Genomic DNA, 20,573 nt, shown 5'->3' with positions numbered 1-20,573 from the left:
CCCCAGCCCCGATCAGGAATCCGGAAGCCCCCATGAGTGACGACCAACCCAACATCCTCGCCATCCTGCTGATCGGCTTCGTCGGCCTGGCCGTGGCGGGCGGGTTCGCGGTGTTCGGCTTCACCACGCTGGCCCGCCACGGCATCCGCCGCTCGGAGAAGGACGCCCTGCTCCGCGGCTTCGCGGGCCTCGCCGCCGCGGCGGCCGCCGCCATGTACGTCTGGGGCGCCCTCCACCTGGTCAAGGACGAGTCGATGACGACCGACGCGTGCCGAGCCGCGGTGGGCCGTGAGCACGCGGCCGACATCACCGGCGCAGACGTCTCGTACCTCCCCCTGCACCTGAACTGCCACGTCAGGGGCGCCGGCACGTATGCCGCCGCCGTACCGGACTACGTCAACCCCGCGGCCCTGGGGCTGGCCCTGACCGCCGTGGCGCTCGGAGTCTTCGCGGCGTTCGCGTCGGAGCTTCGCGCCAGAGACAACTTCAGGAAAGAGAAGACAAGTTGAACAAGCCACAGCACACTCCGCACGTATCCCGGCGTACGGTGCTCACCCGCACGGCGGTGATCACCGGCGCGGCCATCGCCGCCTCCCTCCCCGCCTCGCAGTTCCTGGCGAGCCCGGCGTACGCGGCAGGAAAGGACCCGAGCCCGATTCCCGGCACGAACCCGCTCTCCGGGAAGGTGCGGGAGGCCGTCCGCAAGGCGGAGGCACGCAACAGACGCGTCATGACCGGCAAGCCGTCCCGCAACGGCTGGGAGATGGAACGCGTCGCCGACGACGGCGGCAACATCTTCACCCGCCCGGTTCCCGGCACCCCGCTCACAGGCACCACGGGTATCGCGGTCCGCATGGGCGACGTGGAAACCGTCCTCGTCCACGTCGTACGCCGCTTCCACTACGAGATCGACGAACTCCGCAAGGGAGACGTCGTCGGCTGGCGCTCCCCGGGCAAGGTCCGCAAGGGCTTGGCGGAATCCAATCAGGCCTCCGGCACGGCGGTACAGATCCGCCCCGGCTCCTACCCCGCCGGCACCCGGGGCGGCTTCTTTCCCCAACAGCGCCTGGTGATCGAGGACATCCTCACCGAGCTGGGCGGCGTGGTCCGCTGGGGCGGCCACGACCACAAGCCGGACGAGTCCCTCTTCTACATCGCGGTACGCCCGGGCGACTCCCGCCTGACCCGCACCGCGAACCGCATCCGCCGCTGGGACGAGACTCCGGGGCGGGGGGCGGGGGTGATGGCGGACGTGACGAGCTGACGCCGGACGGGGTGAAGGGGGTCTCCGGCTCAGGGTCTGTCAGAAGCGAGGTAGGCACGCGGCCTGGCCAGGCAAGCCGTGGAAGCCCGGAAGGCGATGCCGGAATCCTCATGGCCCAGGACTACCTCGAAGGACCCGCCGTCATGAATGGCCAGATGAATCTTCTGCGCCTCGGACGCACCCCACCCCGTCACCTGTAGTCCCTCCACTTGCGCGAAGACTAGGTGGAACTCGAAGGCGTTGAGCTTCCCTACCTCCCATTCCCGCGGCGGATTCACAGGGAAGCTCCTCGTATCGAACCCCAGAGTCACGGAGCGTCCACGCTCATCGATGTGCACATAGAAGAGATCGCACACCTCGGGCGAAGGCGGGGCGCCGCCGTACAGCTCCCCCAAGTGATCGGGCGATGCGAGGAGTTGCAGCCAGTCAGCGTGCATAAAAGGTCCTGTCATCGGGTCCGGGGAGGGCGGAATACCGTCGAGCGTCGACTTTGCCCACAAAGAAATGCCGCCCGCTGTCCGATCCGTCTGCCTTGACTTTGAATGCGCTCACATGGCCGACAGTCACGGATTCATTGCAGTGGAATCCCAGCGCCACCCCACTACCGCTGACAGTGACCCGCATACGCCGCTCCCTGCCCCAGGGAGCCAGATTGATGTCGCCAACGGCCGGCGGCGCCCAGTCCGTGAGGGATATTTTCTCCACGGCCAGAAACTGCAGTTGACACTGCACTGCATCCATTCCCGCGTCGATCCACTCCCGCGGCGCCGAACCGGGAAAGGACGGCAAGTCGATACGCAACGTCACCGTGTGCCCGCACCAGTCCAGATTGATCGACCGAAGCGTGACGCCACTCAGGTGCGGGACACAGCCGTAGAGCGCCTGGAGCACCTCCGGATTCACGAGAAAATCATCAACGGTCATACGGCGCCCTTCACCCAACGGGACACTACGTATCTAGATGCCTCAGTGCAGAGGAACTCTTCCCGTGATCTGCCGATAGACGTCGTCGAGAAGGGTGTCATCGACCTCTATCACCCATTCATCCAGCAAGTAAGCTCCGCTTACGTATGTCACTCTCGCATAGTCTCCAAAATCATCGCCCGTCAAGGGGCGACTGCGGAAACCCAGTCGGCGGTCCTCACCAGGATCGGGCCGCCCACCTCGTCGGCGCCAGCGGTGTAAGCGAGCCAGCGAAGCTCGTCGCAGGCGAAGAAAGACTCGCCCCATGTGTCCACCCAGATTCGCACCCTGCCCTCGCCGGTCCGCGTCAGATCCCACCAGGCCCAGCCGCGGAATTCGGAATCCGGGTCGAACTGGAACAACCACTCCTGCAGCTCCCACGCCCCACCCTTGATGGCTGCCGCGTAGCGATCCATGCCGTGCTGAGCGAACTCGGGGATCGTCGCCGACGAGCCGCGGCTTGCGGCAGCGAACCACTCGGGGACGGCGTCGACGGGAAGGTCGTCGCCGTCGAATGATTCTGAGACGGCCAGGTCCAGGGCGGCACTCAGTACGGACCGAACCCTGGCGCTGTACTTCTCGACTGGGCTGTTCGTCAGGACATCGAACGCACCCAGGATGGGAGGAGCGTCCTGCACCGGTGGCCTGTGTGTCAGCCGGCGCTTCTCCTGCTCGATGTCCTCGATTTCGTGCAACATTTCAGAGGTTCTCCGTCAGCCTTCCTGGACTACTCTGCCCGGATACTTCGCCACTTCTTCCCTGAACTCGTTGAGCATGCCGCTGGGGATCCCGTACAGGTCGTCTCCCTTCGTCGGGTCCGAGATCTCGGGACAGATCCTCTTCAAGTCCTGCCACTCCTTCGCAGTGAAGCCGAGACCATCCGGCTGCTTCTGCGGGATAGCTGTCCTTCTGATCTTCTCCCGGAATGCTTCCGAGATCCTGAACTCGACGATCTGGCCGCCTTCGCCACGGAACCGGACCGTGTGGCCGATGTCTCCGCTCAGGTTGACATACAGCGCGCACTTGCCAGTGATGGTGACCTTGCCGTCCTCGCCGATGTGGATGCACTTGCTCAGCGGGTGGTCGGTCTGTTTGCGATAGCTGAGGATGGCGTCTTCGCACTTCGGGGTCCCGGGATGCCGTGACCACCTCGGGTGTTCTGCCCGCGGACTTCTTACGCTACGTGCGCCACGAAGAACTCGAACCGGTACTCCTGCTCGCTGACCGCGGCCACCGTACCGAGGTCATGCGCGAGGAATACCCATGGGGCGTCCGTGGCCTGCCGGATCGAGGTGAACCAGGCAGGCGGCATCCGGAACTCGACCCACGGTGCGAGGTCCAGGTCAGTGAACAGGAAGGCCGCTGTATGGAAGCCGTGCCGGGCAAGGAGTTCCTCCACCCAGGAGCCCAGACGCTCCGGAGGAACCTCGTCGCTCAGTGTCGCGATCGGATCGGTGGACATCTGCCAGAATCCCCGGACGGTCTCCAGAACCCGGTCGGGCACACCCTCGGACGTCAGCGTACGGTCCGTGACGATCTCGGAGGCAGCACGCAGCATGCGGTCGAGTTCTTGCCGCTCACGCCGCTCCCTGAGCCTGCGCTGCAGTTCACTAGCCACCACATTTACCTTGCTTGTAATAGAGATGGTGCTTCGGTTGAATTTCCTTGTAGGTCTTGCCCGTCATGTCCACATCTCGGGGCTCACCTGCCTGTGGTGTTCCCGCATGGAAATGTGGTAGCGGTGCATTGGGGTCAGCCGTGTGCTCGGCGATGACTCGGACACCGTCGGGGGTGTTGTACTGATAATAGCGACCCCACCCGCCTCTGGGATTGTAATCGGGATCGGTGATCGCAGGGTTCCAGTGTCTATAGACGTAGTCTGGATATCCGGCTCGACGGTCATCTCCGCCGACAATCCATTGGCGAACGGGTTGCGCGGAACGAGGGATGCCAGCCATGTCCTTGGCTGCGTTGAACGCTTCTCGGCGCGACGGGTAAATGGGATTATGGGTGGCAGCAAGACCGAGCGGGTCCATCGAGCCAAGAGGGTTGTCGACGTAGCTGCACGGATTCGGCGCAGGTGCCAGCCCGAGCGGGTCAGGGGTGACGTACCTGGCGGTTTTCGGGTCGTAATGCCGGAAGTAGTTGTAGTGCAGGCCGGTTTCGGGGTCGGCGTACTGGCCAGGAAAGCGCAGCGGGGTGTGGGCGGTGGAGTTGGTGTTCCAAGTGGTGGCGCCCCAGATGGTGGTGCGGGTATACCAGGCGATGTGACCCGATTCGTCGACGAGTTCGGTGGGGGTGCCTACCAGGTCGGTGACAACCGCAAAGAAGCGGGAGTCGATCTCGGTTTGCGGGATCTCTGCTGCGATCCCGCCCGGGTCGATCCCAACCGCGTTCCGGGCATCGGCGTCAAGTGGCCCGATTTTACGTTCGAGTTGAGCCAGGGGTCGGTGGCCGTCGTAGTCCCACGTGAGGACGACGCCTGTGTGATGGTCGTACTGTTCGGCGAGGCGAGTGCCGTCCCAGGTGAAGTCGGTGCGTTCGACTACGGTTTCACCGTCGGAGGCCAGTTTCCGTTTTGAGGTGCGGCGGCCGAGGGGGTCGTAGGTGTAGCGCCATGTCGTGCCCTCGGGGGTCGCGACCTGCATGAGCTGATCTTCCGCGTTCCAGGTGTAGTGCCAGGTCTCCTTCCTGCCAGAGAGAGTGCGTTGGGTGCGACGGACCAGCCTGCCGCCGGCATCGTGCCGGGAGTGGATTCGGCCTGCGGTACCAATACGCGTGCCGTCATAGGTCCGGTCGCCGCGGGCTTCCGGGTGGGGATGTGTGTCGGGCCAGTTGGCACGCGTCTGGTTACCAGCGGCGTCGTAGGCGTAGGTCTCCGACCAATTGTGGGCAGTGACCTGCAAGGGACGGCCGATGGGGTCGAGGGTGTAAAGGTGAGCCGTACCGGCGGCTGCCTCTACGACGGACGTCAGGTGGCCGTCGGGGCGGTATGCGTAGGAGCGGTTCCGCAGCGTGGCCCCGGGGTTGGAGAGAGTCTGGCCGGTGACGCGGCCGAGTTGGTCGAAGGCATGGCTGAGAGTGAGGTGCTGGCCGACGCGACGGGTCGTCTCACGTCCCGTCGCGTCGCGTTCGAAACGCAAGCTCCGCCCGGCGGTCGTCAGTTCTGTGCAGCGCCCTGCCAGGTCGTACGCCCAGGCACTGGCGGCGCCGGTGGGTGTCATGCGGGATGCGCAGCGTCCGAGTTCGTCGTAGGTGTAGCTGAGATCGCGGCCGGCCACGGTCTCAGAGCGGAGTTGCCCCTTCTCATCCCAGCGCCACTCAATGTCCGTGTCAGGCTCTGTCGCCCCCAGCATGCGGCCCATCACGTCGTAGGAGAAGTCTGTGATCCGTCCAGCGACGTCCTTGCGCGTTACTTGGCCGGAGGCATCACGCCAGTAGCGAATAACGTCACCGAGCGGAGTCGTGCGCTGGGTCAACTGGCCCGCCTGGTCGTGGACGTAGCGCTGTACGCGTCCGTCGAAATCCGACTCCGCGACCGGATGGCCTGCGGCATCGTACTCGTAGTCCCAGGTCAGCCCCTGCGGATTGGTGACCGTTGTGAGCCGTAGTTCGGCGTCATAAGCGAAGGCGTAGCGCACGCCGTCGGCACTGGTGCGCGCCGACAAGAGATCGAAGTACGTGTAGTCGAAGCGCTCGACTCCACCGTTTGCGTTTGTGTGGTGGGTGCAGTTGCCTTCCCCGTCATACAGCCAGGTCTCCTCCGAACCGTCAGCTGCAGTGCGGCGGGAGAGCTTGCCCTCGACAGTCCATTCCAGAGAGATCTCTACACCGAGCGGGTCGGTGAAGACGGTAGGGCGACCGAAAGCATCACGCTCCCAGCGGGTGGTTGCGCCAAGGGGGTCTGTGACCTCCACTGGCAAGCCCGCTTTGTTCGTGTATATGAGGGTCGTGTGACCGAGCGCATCGCTGGCAGAGGTGGGCCGGCCGGCATCGTCAAAGGTGAAGCGGGCCGTGCGGCCGGCCGCGTCGACCACCGCGAGGGGGTTCCCCTCCGGGGAGTATTCCCTCGCGATTGTCGTACCGTCCGGGTTGCTCACCCGGGTCAGCAGCCCCAGCCCGTTGTACTCGGCGGTGACCTGGGTACTGTCCGGACGTATCACCCCCGTTACGAGGCCGTGTTCGTCGTACGTGTAGCGCATGGTGTACCCCAGCGGATCGGTGACCGCGGTCAGCTGGAGTTCCGTGTCCCATTCCTGGGCGGTGGCATGGCCGAGTGGGTCGGTTTCGCGGATGAGGCGCAGCGCCTCGTTGTGTTCGTAGGCGCGAGTGTGGCCGAGGGAGTCGGTTACGCGGGTGGTGCGGGTGGTGTCGTCGTAGGCGAGGGTGGAGGCGAGGGCGTTGCCGGTGCCGCCGGTGGCCACCACTCGGCCGCGGTCGTCGTAGGCGTACCAGTACGTAGTGCCGTTGCGGTCGGTCCAGGAGGTGATGCGGCCCTCGGTGTCGTAGGTGTAACGCATGGGCAGGCCCGAGGAGTTGGTCTCCTCGGTCAGGCGGCCCGTCTCGTCGTAGCCGAAGGTGAGCAGGGTGGTGCCGGGGCCGCCCGGGGCGGTGGGGTCGAGCAGGCGCAGGCCGGTGATGCGGGACAGGACCGGGTGACGGTCCAGGGCTATGTGGTAGCCGCCCGAGTGGACGACCGCGGCGGGTATGTCGCCCTCGGCGTAGACGACGGTGATGCGGTTGCCGTTGCGGTCCTGGATGTGCTGCAGGGGCAGGTCGACCGCCGTGTCGTCTGATGTCGCGACCGGGCTGTGGAAGACGTGGATCAGCCCGCTGTCGGGGTCGGTGATGCGGACCGCGCCGTCAACCTCGTCGTCCCACGAGAGCGTCAGCCGGGAACCCCGGGTTTCCGGGAGGACCGGGATGTTGGCCTCGACGTCCGGCCGGGGGAAGCACAGCCGGGCGCCGTCCGCGGCCGCGTACACGAAGCCGTCGTCGTCGGCCTGGACGCGCTGGTCGAGGGTGGAGGCCCAGGACGGGCCGAACCAGCCGCCGAAGCGGTACGACGAGAGGTGCGTGCGCTCCAGGATCAGCGGCAGCACGCCCGGCAGCTGGACGTCCACGCGGGGCAGGGCCATGTCGCCGGTGGCCACGTCGATCGGGTCCCGCACGAACTTCTTGATCATGTTGCGGATCGAGGCGGGCAGTTTGTTGAAGCCCGGGCGGAGCTTCAGCCGCTCGAACGAGGCGCAGTTCAGCTTGAACAACTTGCTGAGCTTGGAAAGGTCGGCCGGTTTGAGCGCCTTCAATCCCTTGCCCAGCGCCTTGCCGAGCACGCCGAAGCCGATGCCCATCAGGGCACCCTCGGTGAGGATGCCGGCCAGCTTGTCCGGGTCCTTGAACGCGCCCGGGTCCTGCAGCAGCGTCTCGAAGGCGGAGAACTTCGCGCCCTCCTTGGCCATCTTGGCCACCGCCGCGACGCCCTTGATCTCCTTCAGCGCCTTCAGCGCCCGCTCCACGCCCCGAATGACCTCCATCAGCGAGCGCACGGCCGTGCCCAGCGCGGTGCCTTCCTCCTCGATCCGGGCGATCAACGCGACGACTTTCAGGGCGCGTTCGCCGGCCATCAGGTTGGAGGCCACCTCGGATGCACCCGCTGTCAGGATCGACAGCGCCAGGCCCGCGATCTCGAATTCGACGATCTCCGCGAGGATGACGCCGATCTCGGAGAGCAGCTCGTGCGCTTTGTCGGCGAAATCGTCCAGCGCCTTGGCACCCTCCCGCAGGGAGTGCGCCATGTCGGTCGCGTTCTTACGGGTCGCCTTGGCCCGCTTGTGAAAGGCCTTGGCGGTCTTGCCCTCCCACTCCACGTCCGACAACGCCCGCCCCGCAGCGCCGGCCGCGTCATCCAGGCCCGTGGCCAGATGCCGCCACTTCTTCGCGATCTCCCGCACGCCGTCCGGGTCCACCGCCGGATCGGAGATCCCCAGGAACTCCAGACCGCTGGCGACACTGTCGCCGAACATGTGGTTGAACTTGTTGATGTAATGCAGCGGATTGAGGTCGACCACGAGAGCCTCAGCCCTTTTTCCCGCGAGCCGCCGCGGCCAGCAGCACATCCAGCAGGTCGAAGGCGTCCGACACCTCGCCCATCAGCTTCGCCTCCGCCTGCCACTCCTCATGCAGCTGCTTGGTCAGCTTGGCCAAGGTGTGCATGCCCTCGCGTATGTCCTCCGTCGCGCCCAGCAGCGAGCCGAGCTTCCCGAGAGCGCCCAGGTCATCCGACTCCGCCTTGAACTCCTGCAACGGCTTCGCCGTGTGATGCCCCACCTTGCGCAACCCGGCCGCCGCCTTGTGCAACGACGTCGCTTCCTTCTTCAGGTCCGACATGCGAGCCCGCCCCCGTGGTTCACTGTGTGCACATGCCAACCCAACGACCGTAATGAAAAGGGGTGTGGAGTGGGTATGCCGGGTACCAAGGGCGGGTAAAGATCGCAAATCTGTCTCAATGCGGCCCTGCCTTCGACAAAAGAGCCTCCGCCTGGGAAATTCCAGGCCAGCCGACCTCGAACCACAGCAGCTTCCCGGCACCCCTCCCGAGCAGGTCGTCGCCGAGCGACCAGCCACCCCACGAGTCCGCGCATTCCTGTACAAGGAACAGGCCGCGCCCTCCGCCGGCGTTCTCGCAAACGGGGCGAACCCGGTCGCCGGGCGGTTTGTCGAAGGGTGCGGGGATGTACGGGCTGCTGTCCCACACTCCCACCCGTAACCGCCCGTCCCCCAACGCCGTCAGCCGCAGGGAGGCAGGCCCTTTCGTGTGCCGGTACGCGTTGGTGACCAATTCGGACGTCAACAGCTCCACCACGTCAAGGACTTCATGCAGGCCATGCCCGCCGAGCGCCGCCCGCACGGTCATTCGTGCGACGCGTGCGGCACGCGGGTCATGGGGCAGCCGAAGGGCATACACCCAGGTATCGGGCGGGACTACGGTGGCCATGAATACCTCCGGGAAGGAAGGGGATTTGAGCTCGCTCAACAACGGCGCCTTGCGGCGGCAATGCCTGGTTGGCGCGCTTCCGGCTCAGGGGCGGCGGGGAGTTGGGCGACGCGAGGCCGAGCATAAGGGAATCGATGTAATATTTGGCATCGATTGAATGGAAGACTTTACATTTCCCTCTTGTGGGTGACACGAGAGAACACGTCATGACGAGAGAGGCTTCAGTGCCGCCCAGTACCGCCCCCACACTGCGCCAGCAGCGCCTGGGCACCGAACTGCGCAAGCTCCGCGAGCGCGCGGGACTGACGTCCACCGCTGCCGCGCAACTGCTCGGCCTGAAGCAGGCTCAGATCAGCAACATCGAGTCGGGCCGCTACGCCGTCGGCGCCGACCGCGTCCGTACCTTTGCCAGCAGCTACGGCTGCGCCGACCCGGCATTCGTCGACGCACTGGCTGCGATGACCGGTGGGCGGCAGCGCGGGTGGTGGGACGAGTACCGGGAGCACCTACCGGCCACGTTGATCGACCTTGCCGAACTGGAGCACCATGCCGTCGGCCTACGGGTGGCACTCATCGTCCACATCCCCGCCCTGTTGCAGATCACGGACCACGCACGTGCCCTCTTTAAGCAAGTGGCGCCGCCCATGCAGCAGTACGAGATGGAGCACCGCCTCGCGCATCGCATCAAGCGGCAGGGCGTCCTGCACCGGGAGAACCCACCTCCGTACACGGCGACCATCCATGAGGCGGCGCTCCGTATGGGCTTCGGCGGTCCGGCCGTCGCCCGCGCTCAGCTCCAGCACCTCATTGAGATGAGCGAACTGGCCCATGTCACCGTCAGGGTGATTCCCTTCGGCGCCGACCACTTCCCCAGCACGGGCCAATCCTTCGACTACGTTGAGGGTCCCGTCCCGCAGCTCGACACCGTCCAGCTGGACACACACCACGGCGGCTGCGGATTCCTCGACGCAGAGGCACAGTTGAGCAAGTACCGTTCCGTGTTGGATCTCTTGGAGCCGTGTGCGCTCAGTCCCGCCGAGTCACGCGACTTCATCCAACGCCTCATCCGGGACATCTGAAAGAGACCAACCGTGCAGACCATCCACTGGCAGAAGTCCACATACAGCGGGGACAGCTCGAACTGCGTCTATGTAGCCGCCACGGCCACCGGAACCGTCCACCTCCGCGAGAGCGACGAGCCGCACGTCATCCTCACTACAACCCGGGCCCGCCTACGCGACTTGATAGGAACCCTGAAGGCGCCCCCGTCCACGCACAACGCCTGACAGTTGGCAACTTTGGGCCAGCCGGTCATCCCCCAGTACCAGGTACGGCGGGTGTCGCCGTGCTCCCTGTGGCCGAAAGTTGCCAATTGCAGACGGGCAGCCGCGGTATGGCGTCAGCTAGAAGTTCAAAGGTGACGACGCAGACAACGGCTCCCACCGCCCAGGCCCTGTCAAGGGGAGGGACGGCCAAAAGCCCGAGGATGAGGCCCACCAGGATGAGACGCGTCAGGCCGCGCTGTCGCTTCGCACCGCCGTCTCCGCCGGTAAAGCCTTATTTCTCGGTTTCCACGGTCAACGCGCCTCGCTTGTGCCGGGTTCCAGTGGATGGTCGAAGCTGACTGTTTCGGCGATCTGCTGGAGGATCGCGCGGTACTGCTCGCGTCGGGCCACAGCCGTCGTACTCAGCGTGAGGACGACGAGACGCCTGCAGTCTGGGTTCGGCAGGTGGGCGTGGATCTGAAGAAGTGGCATTTGCGGAAGCCCCCTGTCGGCCACGGGGGTACGTAGCGTCTCGCTGAACGTGGCTGGGCCGCACGGCAGTTCTGCGTACTCGATGCGGGTGTGCCCCTCGGCGCCCGTCACGGCGCGGGCAGCAATGACTGCACGTGCGGCCACCGTCGTGTCTCGCCAAGAGAGCGTGAAGAGGGAGAGCAGCGGTTGGCTCCCACCACTGCCAGTGTCGTCTACGTCGTCGCGGTGCAGGCCGATCGAACAGTGGGCGGTGCCGACCTCGCACAGCGCCCCGAGCAGTTGCCGACCTGCCGCGAGTTGCGCGACGAACTGCTGGCGCATCGCCTCGTCCGGCGCGACGTCCGTCAACGGGGCCAAGGCGATGCGTAGTTCGTCGGCGGCCGAAGAGCCGGGCGGAGCGAGCAGAGATTCCATCGGGAGCGCGGTGAAGCCTGTGGGCTCGGCGAACCAGATCTCGGCCTCTGGGTCCTTGGCAGAGTCGGCGACAGCGAAGTGGAGAGCCGTGGTCATGGAGTCCTGTCTGGTGCAAGTCAGTACGGGCGCGGCTGCGGAGGCGCCGAGTCGGGAACGTGGGCTCCGGCGCGGCGTGCGCGTTCGAGGGCGGCAGGACTCGCGCTCCAGCCGGCCGGTTCGATACCCCGGCGGCCCGTGGCCGTGCGCTGGTAGAGGAGATGCAGTCGCCTAGGGGCGCTGCCATGGCGGCCGGTGGCGGCGACGACCGCAATGAAGCGGGGGTCGCCGGCGAACCAGAGCGGCTCAATCTGGGCTTTCAGCTCCGGCTTGGTGCGTGGAGTGCCGAAGCGCCGCATCCACCAGAAGGTGCGCATGTTCGCGAGGAAGAGCAGGGGGATCTGTTCCTCGGGGTTCTCCGGATTGGGGAATTCGAACCACATCTCGTCCTGCTCGACCTGGGGGTGCTTGTTTCGGCCGCGTGGGACGCCGGTGAGGAGCTGCCAGGGGTACTGCCAGAGGACACGCTGGATGTAGATGGAGGAACGGAAGTACGGGAGCTGGAGTACGGCACGGAAGGTTGCATAGCCAAGCAAGGGGACGAAGATCGGGGTGAAGCCCGGGGACAGGAACACCACCCATACGTCCAGCAAGCCGATCCAGACGGCGATCCAGCCCACCAGCCGCACTGCAATCGTGATCATGTGCTGGATCCACGCCCGCCTGGTCGGAGGATGGTCCCAAGCGGTGGGGAATTCGGTGGGGTGCATGCGGTGAGCTCTCTCTGGTCGGGGCTCAGAAGACATGACGAGCGACATCGAAGAGCCCTCCGACGTCAAGGCCGAGCCGTATTCCGTCGATACCCGCCACGGATCCGTCCTTGATCCCGTCGTCGTCCGTGTCTACGGCGGTGATGACCAGACCGAAGCCTGCGGTGGCCACTCCGACCGAGGCTGAGGTGACTTCAATCGCTTTGGTGACCTGGGCCGCGCGGGCACCGCGAACCGTAAAGCCGAGTAGGGCATTGTCCAACTCGGCGATAGCCTTCGCATGATCCATAGTGCTGCTTCCGAATCGCACCACTCGTTGGCCCATCGTGAGGGCCTCCCCCGCCTCGCCAGTGGCCCGTACGGCAGCCGCAGCGCCTTTGCCCACTGCTCCGATGCCGGGCACCATGCCAAGGGCGTCGCCCCCCACTGTGACCAGATTGCTCCAAAAATCCGTGTCGAACTCACCCTTGGTGAGGCCGTCCTTCAGTGACGCCCATACGGTGGGGTCTCGACTCATCCGCACAGTCAGCGACGTCGCGCTCAACGCCGCAGAGGCAAGCAGCAACACAGCAGCAGCCGTCCCGCCCGATACGACGAACAGCGCCACAAGCCCGATCACGGCCGCCGCGGCGCTGAGGATGTCCGGCAGGTTCTCGTCGAGCCAGTCGAGTGCCGAGTCGAAACAGCCCGGTTCGTGCGGTGCCAGTTTCTTTGTGGCGTCGCGGATCTTGTGTGCCCGGTGCTGGGCTTGAAGCTCGTGTTCGTCGGCTAGCTTGCGGGCCTTGCTCCGGATCTTCTCGAGTGCGTCCTCGGCGTCGTCCACGGCCGTATTCGCCCTGGTCAGGGCCTTGCGGGCCTCATCCTGGGTGGCGCCCTTCTTGTCCAGGTCAGGGCTGTTGCCGGCCTTGGTGGCGTGCCCCTTCGCCCGGGCCACGGCGGCCTGAGCGTCCTTCGCGTCCGCTTCCAGGCGCTTCGCTCGACGTTGGAAGTCGTCGAGCTCGCCTTCCCAGCGGTCGAGTTGCTTGGCTGCCTTGCGGATGGAGTGCGCGGCGTTCTTCAGGTTCAGAGGCAGCGGGCCACCGTCGAGCTGCTCGCGGAAGGCGACGGCCGCGTCGCCCTTCCAGTAGCTGCCGTCCATGAGCTTGGTGACGAGGCCATGCGTCTCGTCCAGGACCTTGGCGCATCCCGTGAGCTTCTTACGCAGGCCGGTTACGGTCTCGGTGCTGCCCGGTACCGGGTTGAAGCCGAGGTGTGGGTAGTCGGGGTTCGGAATGCGCGGGGCGGACTTGAGGCCTTGTGGTTTGTCACGGTCGGCTCGGGACTGCGGGTCGAGGGCCGCTCCTGAATCACCGGGTGGGTACGTCACTTCGCAGCGCCGCCCTCGCCCTTGCCGGCCCTGGACTTCTTCAGGGCCTCCTCCAGAGCCTTGTCCACCTCGCGGTAGCTGTCCCTGCTCTTTCCGATGATCTTGGCGAGATCTTCGGTCTGCTCACCGATCTGGTCGGTCCCGTGCTTCCAGTCCTCCTGGAAGTCCTCACAGGCGGTGTCGAGGTCATCGGTACCCAGGCCCGTGACAGTCGCGTCTTCCAGCGCCCTGCGCAGGCCTTTCAGCGAGTCGGTCGATTTCCTGAGCATCTTCATGAAATGCGCGAGCTCGTCACCGTCCACGACCAGCCGTTCCGCCATGCGCCCCGTCCCCTCTCCCGGTTCATCTGCACCATGGGGAGGAACGACATCGGCGATCTTTCGTGGCGCCCCGGTAAGTGCTCCCCTCTTTAAGGGGAGCACTTACCAGCCACGGATCGTGACCAAGGTCAGCGGTTGACGGACTGGATCTCCTGGACAATGACGTCCTGCTCGGCCCCGAACGTGCCGTTCGGCAGGGGCTGTTCGCGGTTCACGCCAGTGCCGGTCCAGTGGATCTTCCACGTGATGGTGGCCTTGAGCTTGTACGAGCCGTCGCCCGAGGAGCGCAGGTAGCGCACGCCGCAGGGCGGGGTCTCGTCGGACTTGCCCTTGGCGTAGGCCTCGCCGATGTGGCCGTTGTCGAACTCGCAGACACCGGAGGCGGGGTACGTCGTGGCGTCGTCCGTGCCGGGCTCGATCTTCAGCGCGACCGGCTCCGCGGTGGTTGTCGCCGAGACGTTGAGCAAGGGAACCGAGGCGGTCACCGACACCGGCTTGAACTTCGCCGTGTCCAGCCACGCCCACGTCGGGAGGTTCACCTTCGTGGTGCCCGCCGGGGCGAGGTCCACCTTTGTCGACGGGACGCGTATCTCGGCGTACGCGAGCTGCGCGAGCATCTTGGGTGTGATCGCCTCGGGGATGTCCGCGGGCGGGGCCGTCCCCTTGTCCACCCAGAAGATGGGCTTGTCGCAGTCGAGGGCGCCGGGGTCACCCTCGCGGCCCTTGGTGACGTACGAGTCCCACCAGTAGCCCTTGCCGGTCTTGGCCTTGTTGAAGTCCTTGTAGTCGTCGGTCACATAGTGCTTACGCTGCTCCAAGTCCCACTGGGATCCGGTCGACTCGGCATTCCAGATCGGCTCCAGGTACTTCTGCAGCTCGTCCGGGGTGTACTTGGGGGCGTAGTAGCACGCGGGCGGGGTCCACGTGGACGTGGACGTCACCGGCCCCGCCGACTCGCCCGAGCCGTTCTTCGAACGGTCGAAGACAACGGCACCGGCCTGTGCGGAAACACCGCCGGTCCCGTCGGATTTACCGGATGCGCTGGTATCGGAGCCGTTGGTGCTACCGCCATGGCCATATCCTGCGAACGCCTGGGTCGAGCACAGCAGCAGGGCCGTGGAAGCAATGAAGGCGACTGCTCCGGCGTTCCTGTACTTCATCAAGACTGGCATGCGCTGCTCCCCCGCTGCGACGTCAGTTTCTCCGTGATCCAGATGCCTTGCTTGTTGACCCGCAGTCGGCTGTTGTAGAGGACGTAGTTGTCCTTCGACTTCGGAGTCACCTCGGTCTTGCCGGTCTTCAGGCTCTTGTTGTAGGCCTTGTTCTGGTCTTCGCAGTAGACGAAGCCGGCCGTTCCATCAGTGTTGATCTTCACATTGGCGTTGTAGTAACGCTTTGCTCCGGTGATGCGGTCCTTGTAATCCACGAACTCCTGGATGAACTTCTGGCTCCCGGCCGCCGCCGTGCCTTCGGAGTAGAAGCGGTACGCCTTGTGAAGCGGGTCCTGCTCAGCGATGGCCATGTCCACGGCCTTGATGAACTGCTCGCCGTCACTCAGGACCGCGTCCTTGTCCTTGTCGCCCGTCTTCGGCCACTCGAAGGTGTACGTGAGGTCGGACGGCAGCTCGATCTTCGGGCGCTCGGCGGACGTGGAGGCCGAAGCGCTCGGCGACGCCGAAGTCTCGCCCCCCGTATCCGCCCCCGCGATCTTGTCGTTCCCCTTCGATCCGCCACCGCCCCCACCGCACGCGGTCAAAAGCAGTGCAGCCGCTGCACCGACGGCGGCTGTAGTGAGCAGACGGGTACGGCGGTTCACGGCAGGCTCCTGTGCGGCGTGGGGTTCGAGAGGGCCCCGACACGCTATCGGTGACGCGTGTGGCGACACCAGAGCGAATTACGTCACCGGGATCGACAAATCCGACATAGACGTACGGAAGCTCGCCAAGTCGGGCCCCACAAGCACCGATCGAGTGACGTGAACCGCCGGAATCAGGACAGGCGTTGGCCGGTGCAAAGTCGTCACCCCCGGTGCGAACCGGGCCCAGCGGTGCACGCGGCCCGCCCCCAGCCCTTCGCCCCCTTCGCTCCGTTCGGCCACAGCCGAGGGCTCCGCTTCGCCGCGATGTCCTCGATCCAGCCGAAGGCGAGGATCGTCAGGCCGATCAGGGGCCAGACCAGGACGAACATCCAGAGCATGTAGGTCGTATCCAGCGCTCCCACCGCGCGGTCGCTCTGCATGAACGGCAAGTTGTACACCTGGTCGATGATCGGGACCGTGGCCATGATGAGCATGTTGTGCCAGAGGTAGATCGTGACGGCTCGGTTGTTGGAGAGCGTCACCAGTTTGTCCCAACGCGCCAGGCGGCCCGGGAGCTCCTGCCAGGACGGGCTGTACTGGAGCAGGATGACGACGAAGCCGAAGGACCAGGTCGCCTGGGCGAGCGGGATGTCGTTCAAGTCCCAGCCGTCGGGGCCGAGGTGGCCCGACGCCCACCACAGGCCGAAGGCCATGAGCAGGGTCGAGCAGGAGATGGCGATGTAGCGGGGGACCTTCGCCAGTACGCCCTCGTGGTGGGCGAAGCCCAGGACCCAGCAGCCGCCGTACACGGCGAAGTCCGTGATCGTGTTGCCCGTCTCCCCGGGGATGGTCACGATCCCCGTGCCGACGATCACGGTCAGCGCGAGCGGGAAGAACAGCGTCGCCCACGGAATGCGGCGGAACGCCCAGAGAAGCAGCGGTGACGCCACCACGAACCAGAGGTACGCCCGCAGGTACCACAGCGGACCCACCGCCTGGACAGCCCACGTGTCCTCCAGGAGGCCCGCCTTGTCCCCGATGTGCCAGGGGAAGGGCGGGGCTCCGAAGGGGACGACGTAGTTGATCATCTCGACCAGGCCCCACGTACCGCCGTGGTCCGGGTCCTTGGTCAGGTTCCAGCCGCCGGCGAACATCATGGTGAGCGCCACCGCGCTGAACGCCCAGAGCGGCGGCAGCAGTCGACGGACCCGGCCGCGGATCACGCTCAGCGCCGGGCGGCTCAGCGAGCGCGCCATCAACGAGCCCGCCAGCGCGAACATCACGCCCATGGAGGGGAAGAGGACCGTCAGCCAAGCCCAGCCGAAGAGGTGGTAGACCACCACGCGCACCAGGGCTATCGAGCGGAGCAGGTCCAGGTAGCGGTCCCGGCCCGGCTTCTTCGGCGCGGGTGCCGGGGCCTGTCGAGGGACGGCTGCCCGGGGTGCGCCCAGCGGCGGTGTCGGCATCGGTGTCGCACCAGCGCCCGTCGTGTAACCGTGCGTCGTCATCCCACCGGCCTCCGATCATTCCCGCTCCGTGCCGCCCGCTGCCGCGGGATCGATCCCGGTGCCTCCACCACACCGGTGCGCCGCAGCTTCTGCCAGCGCAGACGGCCTCCGGTGAGGGCGGTGATCCAGGACTGGAGGAGGACCACGTACATCAACTGCCGGTAGAGGATCTGCTGGAGGGGGAGGGAGATCAGGTGTGTCATGCGCTCTCTGTCCAGGCGGAACGCGTACGCCGCACACGCTGCCTGGATCGCGAGTACGCCCAGCCAGGCCACGATCGTCTTCTGCGTCGGGCCGAAGACGACTCCGTACAGGAGGAACACGTCGATCAACGGTGCCAGCAGCGGTGCCAGGACCATGAACAGGGACACCAACGGGAGGCCCACGCGGCCGAAGCGGCCCGACGGGCCCCGTTCGACAAGTGCCCGCCGGTGCTTCCAGATCGCCTGCATCGTGCCGTAGGACCAGCGGTAGCGCTGGGACCAGAGTTGCTGGACGGACTCCGGGGCCTCGGTCCAGGCCCGGGCCTTCTCCGCGTACACCACGCGCCAGCCGTCGCGGTGCAGGGCCATCGTGATGTCGGTGTCCTCGGCGAGCGTGTCGTCGCTCATGCCGCCGACGCGCTCCAGGGCCGAGCGACGGAAAGCTCCGACCGCGCCCGGGATGGTCGGCATGCAGCGCAGGATGTCGTACATGCGGCGGTCCAGGTTGAAGCCCATCACGTACTCGATGTGCTGCCAGGCGCCGATCAGCGAATCCCTGTTTCCCACCTTGGCGTTGCCGGCGACGGCGCCCACCTGAGGGTCGGCGAAGGGCTGGACCAGCTCCCGTACGGTCGCCGGTTCGAAGACCGTGTCGCCGTCCATCATCACGACGATGTCGTAACGGGCGTTCGCCAGACCCCTGTTGAGGGCCGCGGGCTTGCCCGCGTTGTGCTGGCGTACGACGCGTACGTTCGGCAGGCGCAGCCCCTCGACGATACGGGCCGTGCCGTCATTCGAACCGTCGTCGATGACGATGACCTCGACGGGGTGTTCGCTCGCCATCAGGGAACGGACGGTGTTCTCGATGCACTTCGCCTCGTTGTACGCGGGGACCAGCACCGACACCGGTTCGGTGATCGGGGACGGGCCCCAGTGGAAGTCCCGGCGCCGCACCCGGCGGGCGTGCGCGGCGGAGAGCAGGAGCATCAGGCCGAAGCGGGTGAAGACCAGGACGCCGATGATGGCGATGCCGACGACGAGGGCGTCGGTGATCTTCTCCGAAGCCTGGACCAGGTGGACCCAGGCCTTGCCCTTCCACAGGTCGAGGCCGGTGACCTCGGTGTGCGCGCTGGGGGCGTGGAGCGCCTCGGTGAGGTTCTGGAACTCGTAGCCCTGACGCTGCAGGTCGGGCAGGAACCTGTCGAGCGCCTGCACCGTCTGGTGGCGGTCGCCGCCGGAGTCGTGCATCAGGACGATCGCGCCCTTGCCGCCGTGCGGGGTGGCCCGGCGGATGATCTCGTCGACGCCGGGCTTCTGCCAGTCCTCGCTGTCGGTGTTGTTGACGACGGTGATGTAGCCGCGCGTACCGATGTACTGCGTCACCGGCCAGGACTTGTCGTCCATGGCGTCAGCGAAGGAGGAGTACGGGGGGCGGAAGAGGGACGTACGGATGCCCGCCGCGCCCGCCAGGGCCAGCTGGTTCTGGGACAGCTCCCAGTCGATGCGCTTCTTGGACTGGTAGGAGAGGTCCGGGTGGTTGAAGGTGTGCAGGCCCACCTCGTGGCCCTCTTCCACCATGCGGTGCACCAGCTCCGGATAGCGCGAGGCCATGGTGCCGGTGACGAAGAAGACGGCGTGCGCGTGGTGCGCCTTGAGAACGTCCAGGACCTTCGGCGTCCACTTCGGATCCGGGCCGTCGTCGAAGGTGAGGACGAGACGGTGGTCCGGCACGCTCATGCTGGTCGTGCGGCCGCTGCGGGTGTCGATGACCGGGCCGCCCTCGAGGATCTTCTCCGGCACCGTGTCGGTGGACGCCTCGGGCTGGATGCGGTGGTCGGCCAGGATCTCGCTGTGCACGTAACCGCGCAGCATCAGCATCGCCATCAGGGCGAGGAGGACGAGCGAGGGCAGCAGAAAGCGCATGGGCAGGCGTCGGCGCCGGGGGTTGGGCTCCGGTCGCCGCATACGGGGTGCGGGACCGTGACGGCTGGTGCGGGATGCCATCAGAGGATGTTCTCCGGGTACGAGGAGCTGGTGGTGCTCGGCTCTGGCTCCAGGGGGATCTGCTCGACGGACGAGGCGGGGCCCTGCGCGACAGTTCCGGTATCGGGACCGCCGGAGACCGCGCTCTCCGTGGGATCGGCCGTAGGCGTGCCGGTGTCCGTGGGTGTGGGGGCCGGGGGGTCGACCACCGGGTCGGTCGTCCCGGGGTTCGGGTCCTTGGTGGTGCTGGAGCCCGGGTTCGGCTTGGTCGTGGCGGACTTCGTGGGCTCGGGATCGCTGGACGTGCCCGGGTCGGCCGCGCTGCCCGAGGCGTCGGGCGTCGGGCTCGCACCCGGCGACGGTGTCGTACTGTCACTCGCGGTCGCGCTCGCGCCCGGCGAGGCGCTGCCGGTACCCGACGGATCCACCGACTCGGCGGGCAGCGGCGACGTGTCGACCTGGCCGGCCGGCTGTTCGTCCTGCTGGCCCGGCACCGGGAGCCAGGGCGCGTTGGAGCTGCCCGACAGGAGCGTGGCGACGATGACCACCGCGTAGACCGCGCAGGCGATGCCGACGAGGATGCCGAGGCGGCGGAATCTGCGGCTGCGGCGGCCCGACTCGTCGACGAAGACCGGCCCGTCCGAGCCTTCCTGGGCGCCCGGGGCGCCAGGGGCATCCTTGGCCTGCTGGACCAGCCAGTCCTGCAACTGGCGTCCGGCACCGTCGAGCTGGACCGTCACCTCGTGCGGATCGTGGGTGTGGCCGGGGTCCTCCGGGTCCTCCCACGAGGGGTGTTCGCCGAGGTGACCACCGCGCCGACGCTCGGGGTCCGAGGCTACGGCCGGCCCGAAGAAGGGGTCGTCCTCGGCACCGAGGGCGGCGCCGGAAGCGCGGTCCGCGGTGGCACCGAGCCCCGCGCCGACGCCAGGGCCCGCGCCCGGAACCGGGTTCGAGAGCACCTCGGTCTCCGGCTCCGGATCACGCTCGGGGCGCTGTCCGGCCCGCGGCCAGGACGCCGTTCTACCGCCGGCCTCCGGCCAGACAACAGCGTCGTCGGCCCCTCGCCGAACCGCTGCTTCATCGGCTCCTGGCCGAAAGACCGAGTCGTCGGCTACTCGCCGAACGTCCGATGCGTCGGCTCCTTGCCAAGGTGACGGATCGGCTCGGCGGCCCTCCGGCTGATCGACATCACGT

At 66.5% G+C, this 20,573-nt stretch carries 21 protein-coding genes; 4 read left to right on the top strand and 17 right to left on the bottom strand.

Translation table 11 applies throughout. The features are described 5' to 3' along the window. The first annotated feature begins 32 nt into the window (after window positions 1-32). Window positions 33-509: a hypothetical protein gene (locus ACIBK0_RS17800; RefSeq protein WP_399080610.1), complete on the top strand. Its 477-nt coding sequence runs from the start codon at window positions 33-35 to the stop codon at window positions 507-509. Beyond that, on the top strand, window positions 506-1,264 hold the full coding sequence (locus ACIBK0_RS17795; RefSeq protein WP_399080608.1) for a hypothetical protein: 759 nt from the start codon (window positions 506-508) through the stop codon (window positions 1,262-1,264). The genes ACIBK0_RS17800 and ACIBK0_RS17795 overlap by 4 nt, the downstream gene beginning before the upstream one ends. A 29-nt stretch (window positions 1,265-1,293) precedes the next feature. On the opposite strand, the gene ACIBK0_RS17790 is transcribed toward ACIBK0_RS17795, so the two are convergent. From ACIBK0_RS17790 to ACIBK0_RS17755, 8 genes are all read right to left on the bottom strand, one after another. Beyond that, window positions 1,294-1,701: an Imm50 family immunity protein gene (locus tag ACIBK0_RS17790; protein WP_399080606.1), complete on the bottom strand. Its 408-nt coding sequence runs from the start codon at window positions 1,699-1,701 to the stop codon at window positions 1,294-1,296. Beyond that, window positions 1,691-2,188 (bottom strand): Imm50 family immunity protein, encoded by a 498-nt coding sequence (locus tag ACIBK0_RS17785; RefSeq protein WP_399080604.1) that lies wholly within the window; start codon window positions 2,186-2,188, stop codon window positions 1,691-1,693. The genes ACIBK0_RS17790 and ACIBK0_RS17785 overlap by 11 nt, the downstream gene beginning before the upstream one ends. Window positions 2,189-2,370: 182 nt before the next feature. Beyond that, window positions 2,371-2,925, bottom strand: coding sequence for a hypothetical protein (locus tag ACIBK0_RS17780; protein ID WP_399080602.1), 555 nt, complete (start codon window positions 2,923-2,925; stop codon window positions 2,371-2,373). Between the two features lie 15 nt (window positions 2,926-2,940). Next, window positions 2,941-3,072, bottom strand: coding sequence for a hypothetical protein (locus ACIBK0_RS17775; RefSeq protein WP_399080600.1), 132 nt, complete (start codon window positions 3,070-3,072; stop codon window positions 2,941-2,943). 329 nt (window positions 3,073-3,401) lie between these two features. Then, on the bottom strand, window positions 3,402-3,845 hold the full coding sequence (locus tag ACIBK0_RS17770) for a hypothetical protein (protein WP_399080598.1): 444 nt from the start codon (window positions 3,843-3,845) through the stop codon (window positions 3,402-3,404). Continuing rightward, window positions 3,838-8,298, bottom strand: a complete 4,461-nt coding sequence (locus ACIBK0_RS17765; RefSeq protein ID WP_399080596.1) for a DUF6531 domain-containing protein — start codon at window positions 8,296-8,298, stop codon at window positions 3,838-3,840. Before ACIBK0_RS17765 ends, ACIBK0_RS17770 begins: the two co-directional genes overlap by 8 nt. Before the next feature lie 7 nt (window positions 8,299-8,305). Then, entirely contained in the window at window positions 8,306-8,617 is a 312-nt protein-coding gene (locus ACIBK0_RS17760; protein WP_399080594.1) for a hypothetical protein, read from the bottom strand. A gap of 115 nt (window positions 8,618-8,732) precedes the next feature. After that, window positions 8,733-9,224 carry an ATP-binding protein gene (locus ACIBK0_RS17755; protein ID WP_399080938.1) on the bottom strand — a complete coding sequence of 164 codons (492 nt, stop codon included), beginning with the start codon at window positions 9,222-9,224 and terminating at the stop codon, window positions 8,733-8,735. A 224-nt stretch (window positions 9,225-9,448) separates the two neighbouring features. On the opposite strand from ACIBK0_RS17755, the gene ACIBK0_RS17750 reads away from it, so the two are divergent. Beyond that, entirely contained in the window at window positions 9,449-10,303 is an 855-nt protein-coding gene (locus ACIBK0_RS17750) for a helix-turn-helix domain-containing protein (protein ID WP_399080592.1), read from the top strand. 12 nt (window positions 10,304-10,315) lie between these two features. After that, complete coding sequence (locus ACIBK0_RS17745; RefSeq protein WP_399080590.1) at window positions 10,316-10,510, top strand: DUF397 domain-containing protein; 195 nt, start codon at window positions 10,316-10,318, stop codon at window positions 10,508-10,510. Window positions 10,511-10,801: 291 nt separating this feature from the next. On the opposite strand, the gene ACIBK0_RS17740 is transcribed toward ACIBK0_RS17745, so the two are convergent. From ACIBK0_RS17740 to ACIBK0_RS17700, 9 genes are all read right to left on the bottom strand, one after another. Beyond that, window positions 10,802-11,491 carry a hypothetical protein gene (locus ACIBK0_RS17740; protein ID WP_399080588.1) on the bottom strand — a complete coding sequence of 230 codons (690 nt, stop codon included), beginning with the start codon at window positions 11,489-11,491 and terminating at the stop codon, window positions 10,802-10,804. Window positions 11,492-11,511: 20 nt separating this feature from the next. Then, the gene (locus ACIBK0_RS17735) at window positions 11,512-12,135 is read right to left on the bottom strand and encodes a hypothetical protein (protein ID WP_399080586.1); all 624 of its coding nucleotides are present in this window, start codon (window positions 12,133-12,135) and stop codon (window positions 11,512-11,514) included. A gap of 91 nt (window positions 12,136-12,226) precedes the next feature. Continuing rightward, the gene (locus ACIBK0_RS17730; protein ID WP_399080584.1) at window positions 12,227-13,567 is read right to left on the bottom strand and encodes a hypothetical protein; all 1,341 of its coding nucleotides are present in this window, start codon (window positions 13,565-13,567) and stop codon (window positions 12,227-12,229) included. Continuing rightward, window positions 13,564-13,887, bottom strand: a complete 324-nt coding sequence (locus tag ACIBK0_RS17725) for a hypothetical protein (protein ID WP_399080582.1) — start codon at window positions 13,885-13,887, stop codon at window positions 13,564-13,566. The genes ACIBK0_RS17730 and ACIBK0_RS17725 overlap by 4 nt, the downstream gene beginning before the upstream one ends. 128 nt (window positions 13,888-14,015) lie before the next feature. Further along, window positions 14,016-15,059, bottom strand: a complete 1,044-nt coding sequence (locus ACIBK0_RS17720) for a hypothetical protein (protein ID WP_399080580.1) — start codon at window positions 15,057-15,059, stop codon at window positions 14,016-14,018. After that, the gene (locus tag ACIBK0_RS17715; RefSeq protein WP_399080578.1) at window positions 15,047-15,703 is read right to left on the bottom strand and encodes a hypothetical protein; all 657 of its coding nucleotides are present in this window, start codon (window positions 15,701-15,703) and stop codon (window positions 15,047-15,049) included. The genes ACIBK0_RS17720 and ACIBK0_RS17715 overlap by 13 nt, the downstream gene beginning before the upstream one ends. 203 nt (window positions 15,704-15,906) lie before the next feature. Continuing rightward, window positions 15,907-17,193: an acyltransferase gene (locus tag ACIBK0_RS17710; protein ID WP_399080576.1), complete on the bottom strand. Its 1,287-nt coding sequence runs from the start codon at window positions 17,191-17,193 to the stop codon at window positions 15,907-15,909. Continuing rightward, a complete protein-coding gene (locus ACIBK0_RS17705) occupies window positions 17,190-19,400 on the bottom strand; it encodes a glycosyltransferase (RefSeq protein WP_399080574.1) in 2,211 nt (736 codons plus the stop codon). The genes ACIBK0_RS17710 and ACIBK0_RS17705 overlap by 4 nt, the downstream gene beginning before the upstream one ends. Further along, the gene (locus ACIBK0_RS17700; RefSeq protein WP_399080572.1) at window positions 19,400-20,338 is read right to left on the bottom strand and encodes a hypothetical protein; all 939 of its coding nucleotides are present in this window, start codon (window positions 20,336-20,338) and stop codon (window positions 19,400-19,402) included. The genes ACIBK0_RS17705 and ACIBK0_RS17700 overlap by 1 nt, the downstream gene beginning before the upstream one ends. Window positions 20,339-20,573: the final 235 nt, after the last annotated feature.

Origin of the sequence: Streptomyces sp. NPDC050564 (assembly GCF_044457265.1) — a bacterium.
Lineage (GTDB): Bacteria > Actinomycetota > Actinomycetes > Streptomycetales > Streptomycetaceae > Streptomyces.
This window is presented reverse-complemented; position numbering and strand designations above follow the sequence as displayed.

Bases quoted from the DNA above. Each gene is read 5' to 3' on its own strand.
- ACIBK0_RS17710 (WP_399080576.1), bottom strand. From the start codon at position 17,193: ATGACGACGCACGGTTACACGACGGGCGCTGGTGCGACACCGATGCCG.
- ACIBK0_RS17790 (WP_399080606.1), bottom strand. From the start codon at position 1,701: ATGCACGCTGACTGGCTGCAACTCCTCGCATCGCCCGATCACTTGGGG.
- ACIBK0_RS17740 (WP_399080588.1), bottom strand. From the start codon at position 11,491: ATGACCACGGCTCTCCACTTCGCTGTCGCCGACTCTGCCAAGGACCCA.
- ACIBK0_RS17705 (WP_399080574.1), bottom strand. From the start codon at position 19,400: ATGGCATCCCGCACCAGCCGTCACGGTCCCGCACCCCGTATGCGGCGA.
- ACIBK0_RS17760 (WP_399080594.1), bottom strand. From the start codon at position 8,617: ATGTCGGACCTGAAGAAGGAAGCGACGTCGTTGCACAAGGCGGCGGCC.
- ACIBK0_RS17785 (WP_399080604.1), bottom strand. From the start codon at position 2,188: ATGACCGTTGATGATTTTCTCGTGAATCCGGAGGTGCTCCAGGCGCTC.
- ACIBK0_RS17720 (WP_399080580.1), bottom strand. From the start codon at position 15,059: ATGCCAGTCTTGATGAAGTACAGGAACGCCGGAGCAGTCGCCTTCATT.
- ACIBK0_RS17725 (WP_399080582.1), bottom strand. From the start codon at position 13,887: ATGGCGGAACGGCTGGTCGTGGACGGTGACGAGCTCGCGCATTTCATG.
- ACIBK0_RS17800 (WP_399080610.1), top strand. From the start codon at position 33: ATGAGTGACGACCAACCCAACATCCTCGCCATCCTGCTGATCGGCTTC.
- ACIBK0_RS17735 (WP_399080586.1), bottom strand. From the start codon at position 12,135: ATGATCACGATTGCAGTGCGGCTGGTGGGCTGGATCGCCGTCTGGATC.
- ACIBK0_RS17780 (WP_399080602.1), bottom strand. From the start codon at position 2,925: ATGTTGCACGAAATCGAGGACATCGAGCAGGAGAAGCGCCGGCTGACA.
- ACIBK0_RS17755 (WP_399080938.1), bottom strand. From the start codon at position 9,224: ATGGCCACCGTAGTCCCGCCCGATACCTGGGTGTATGCCCTTCGGCTG.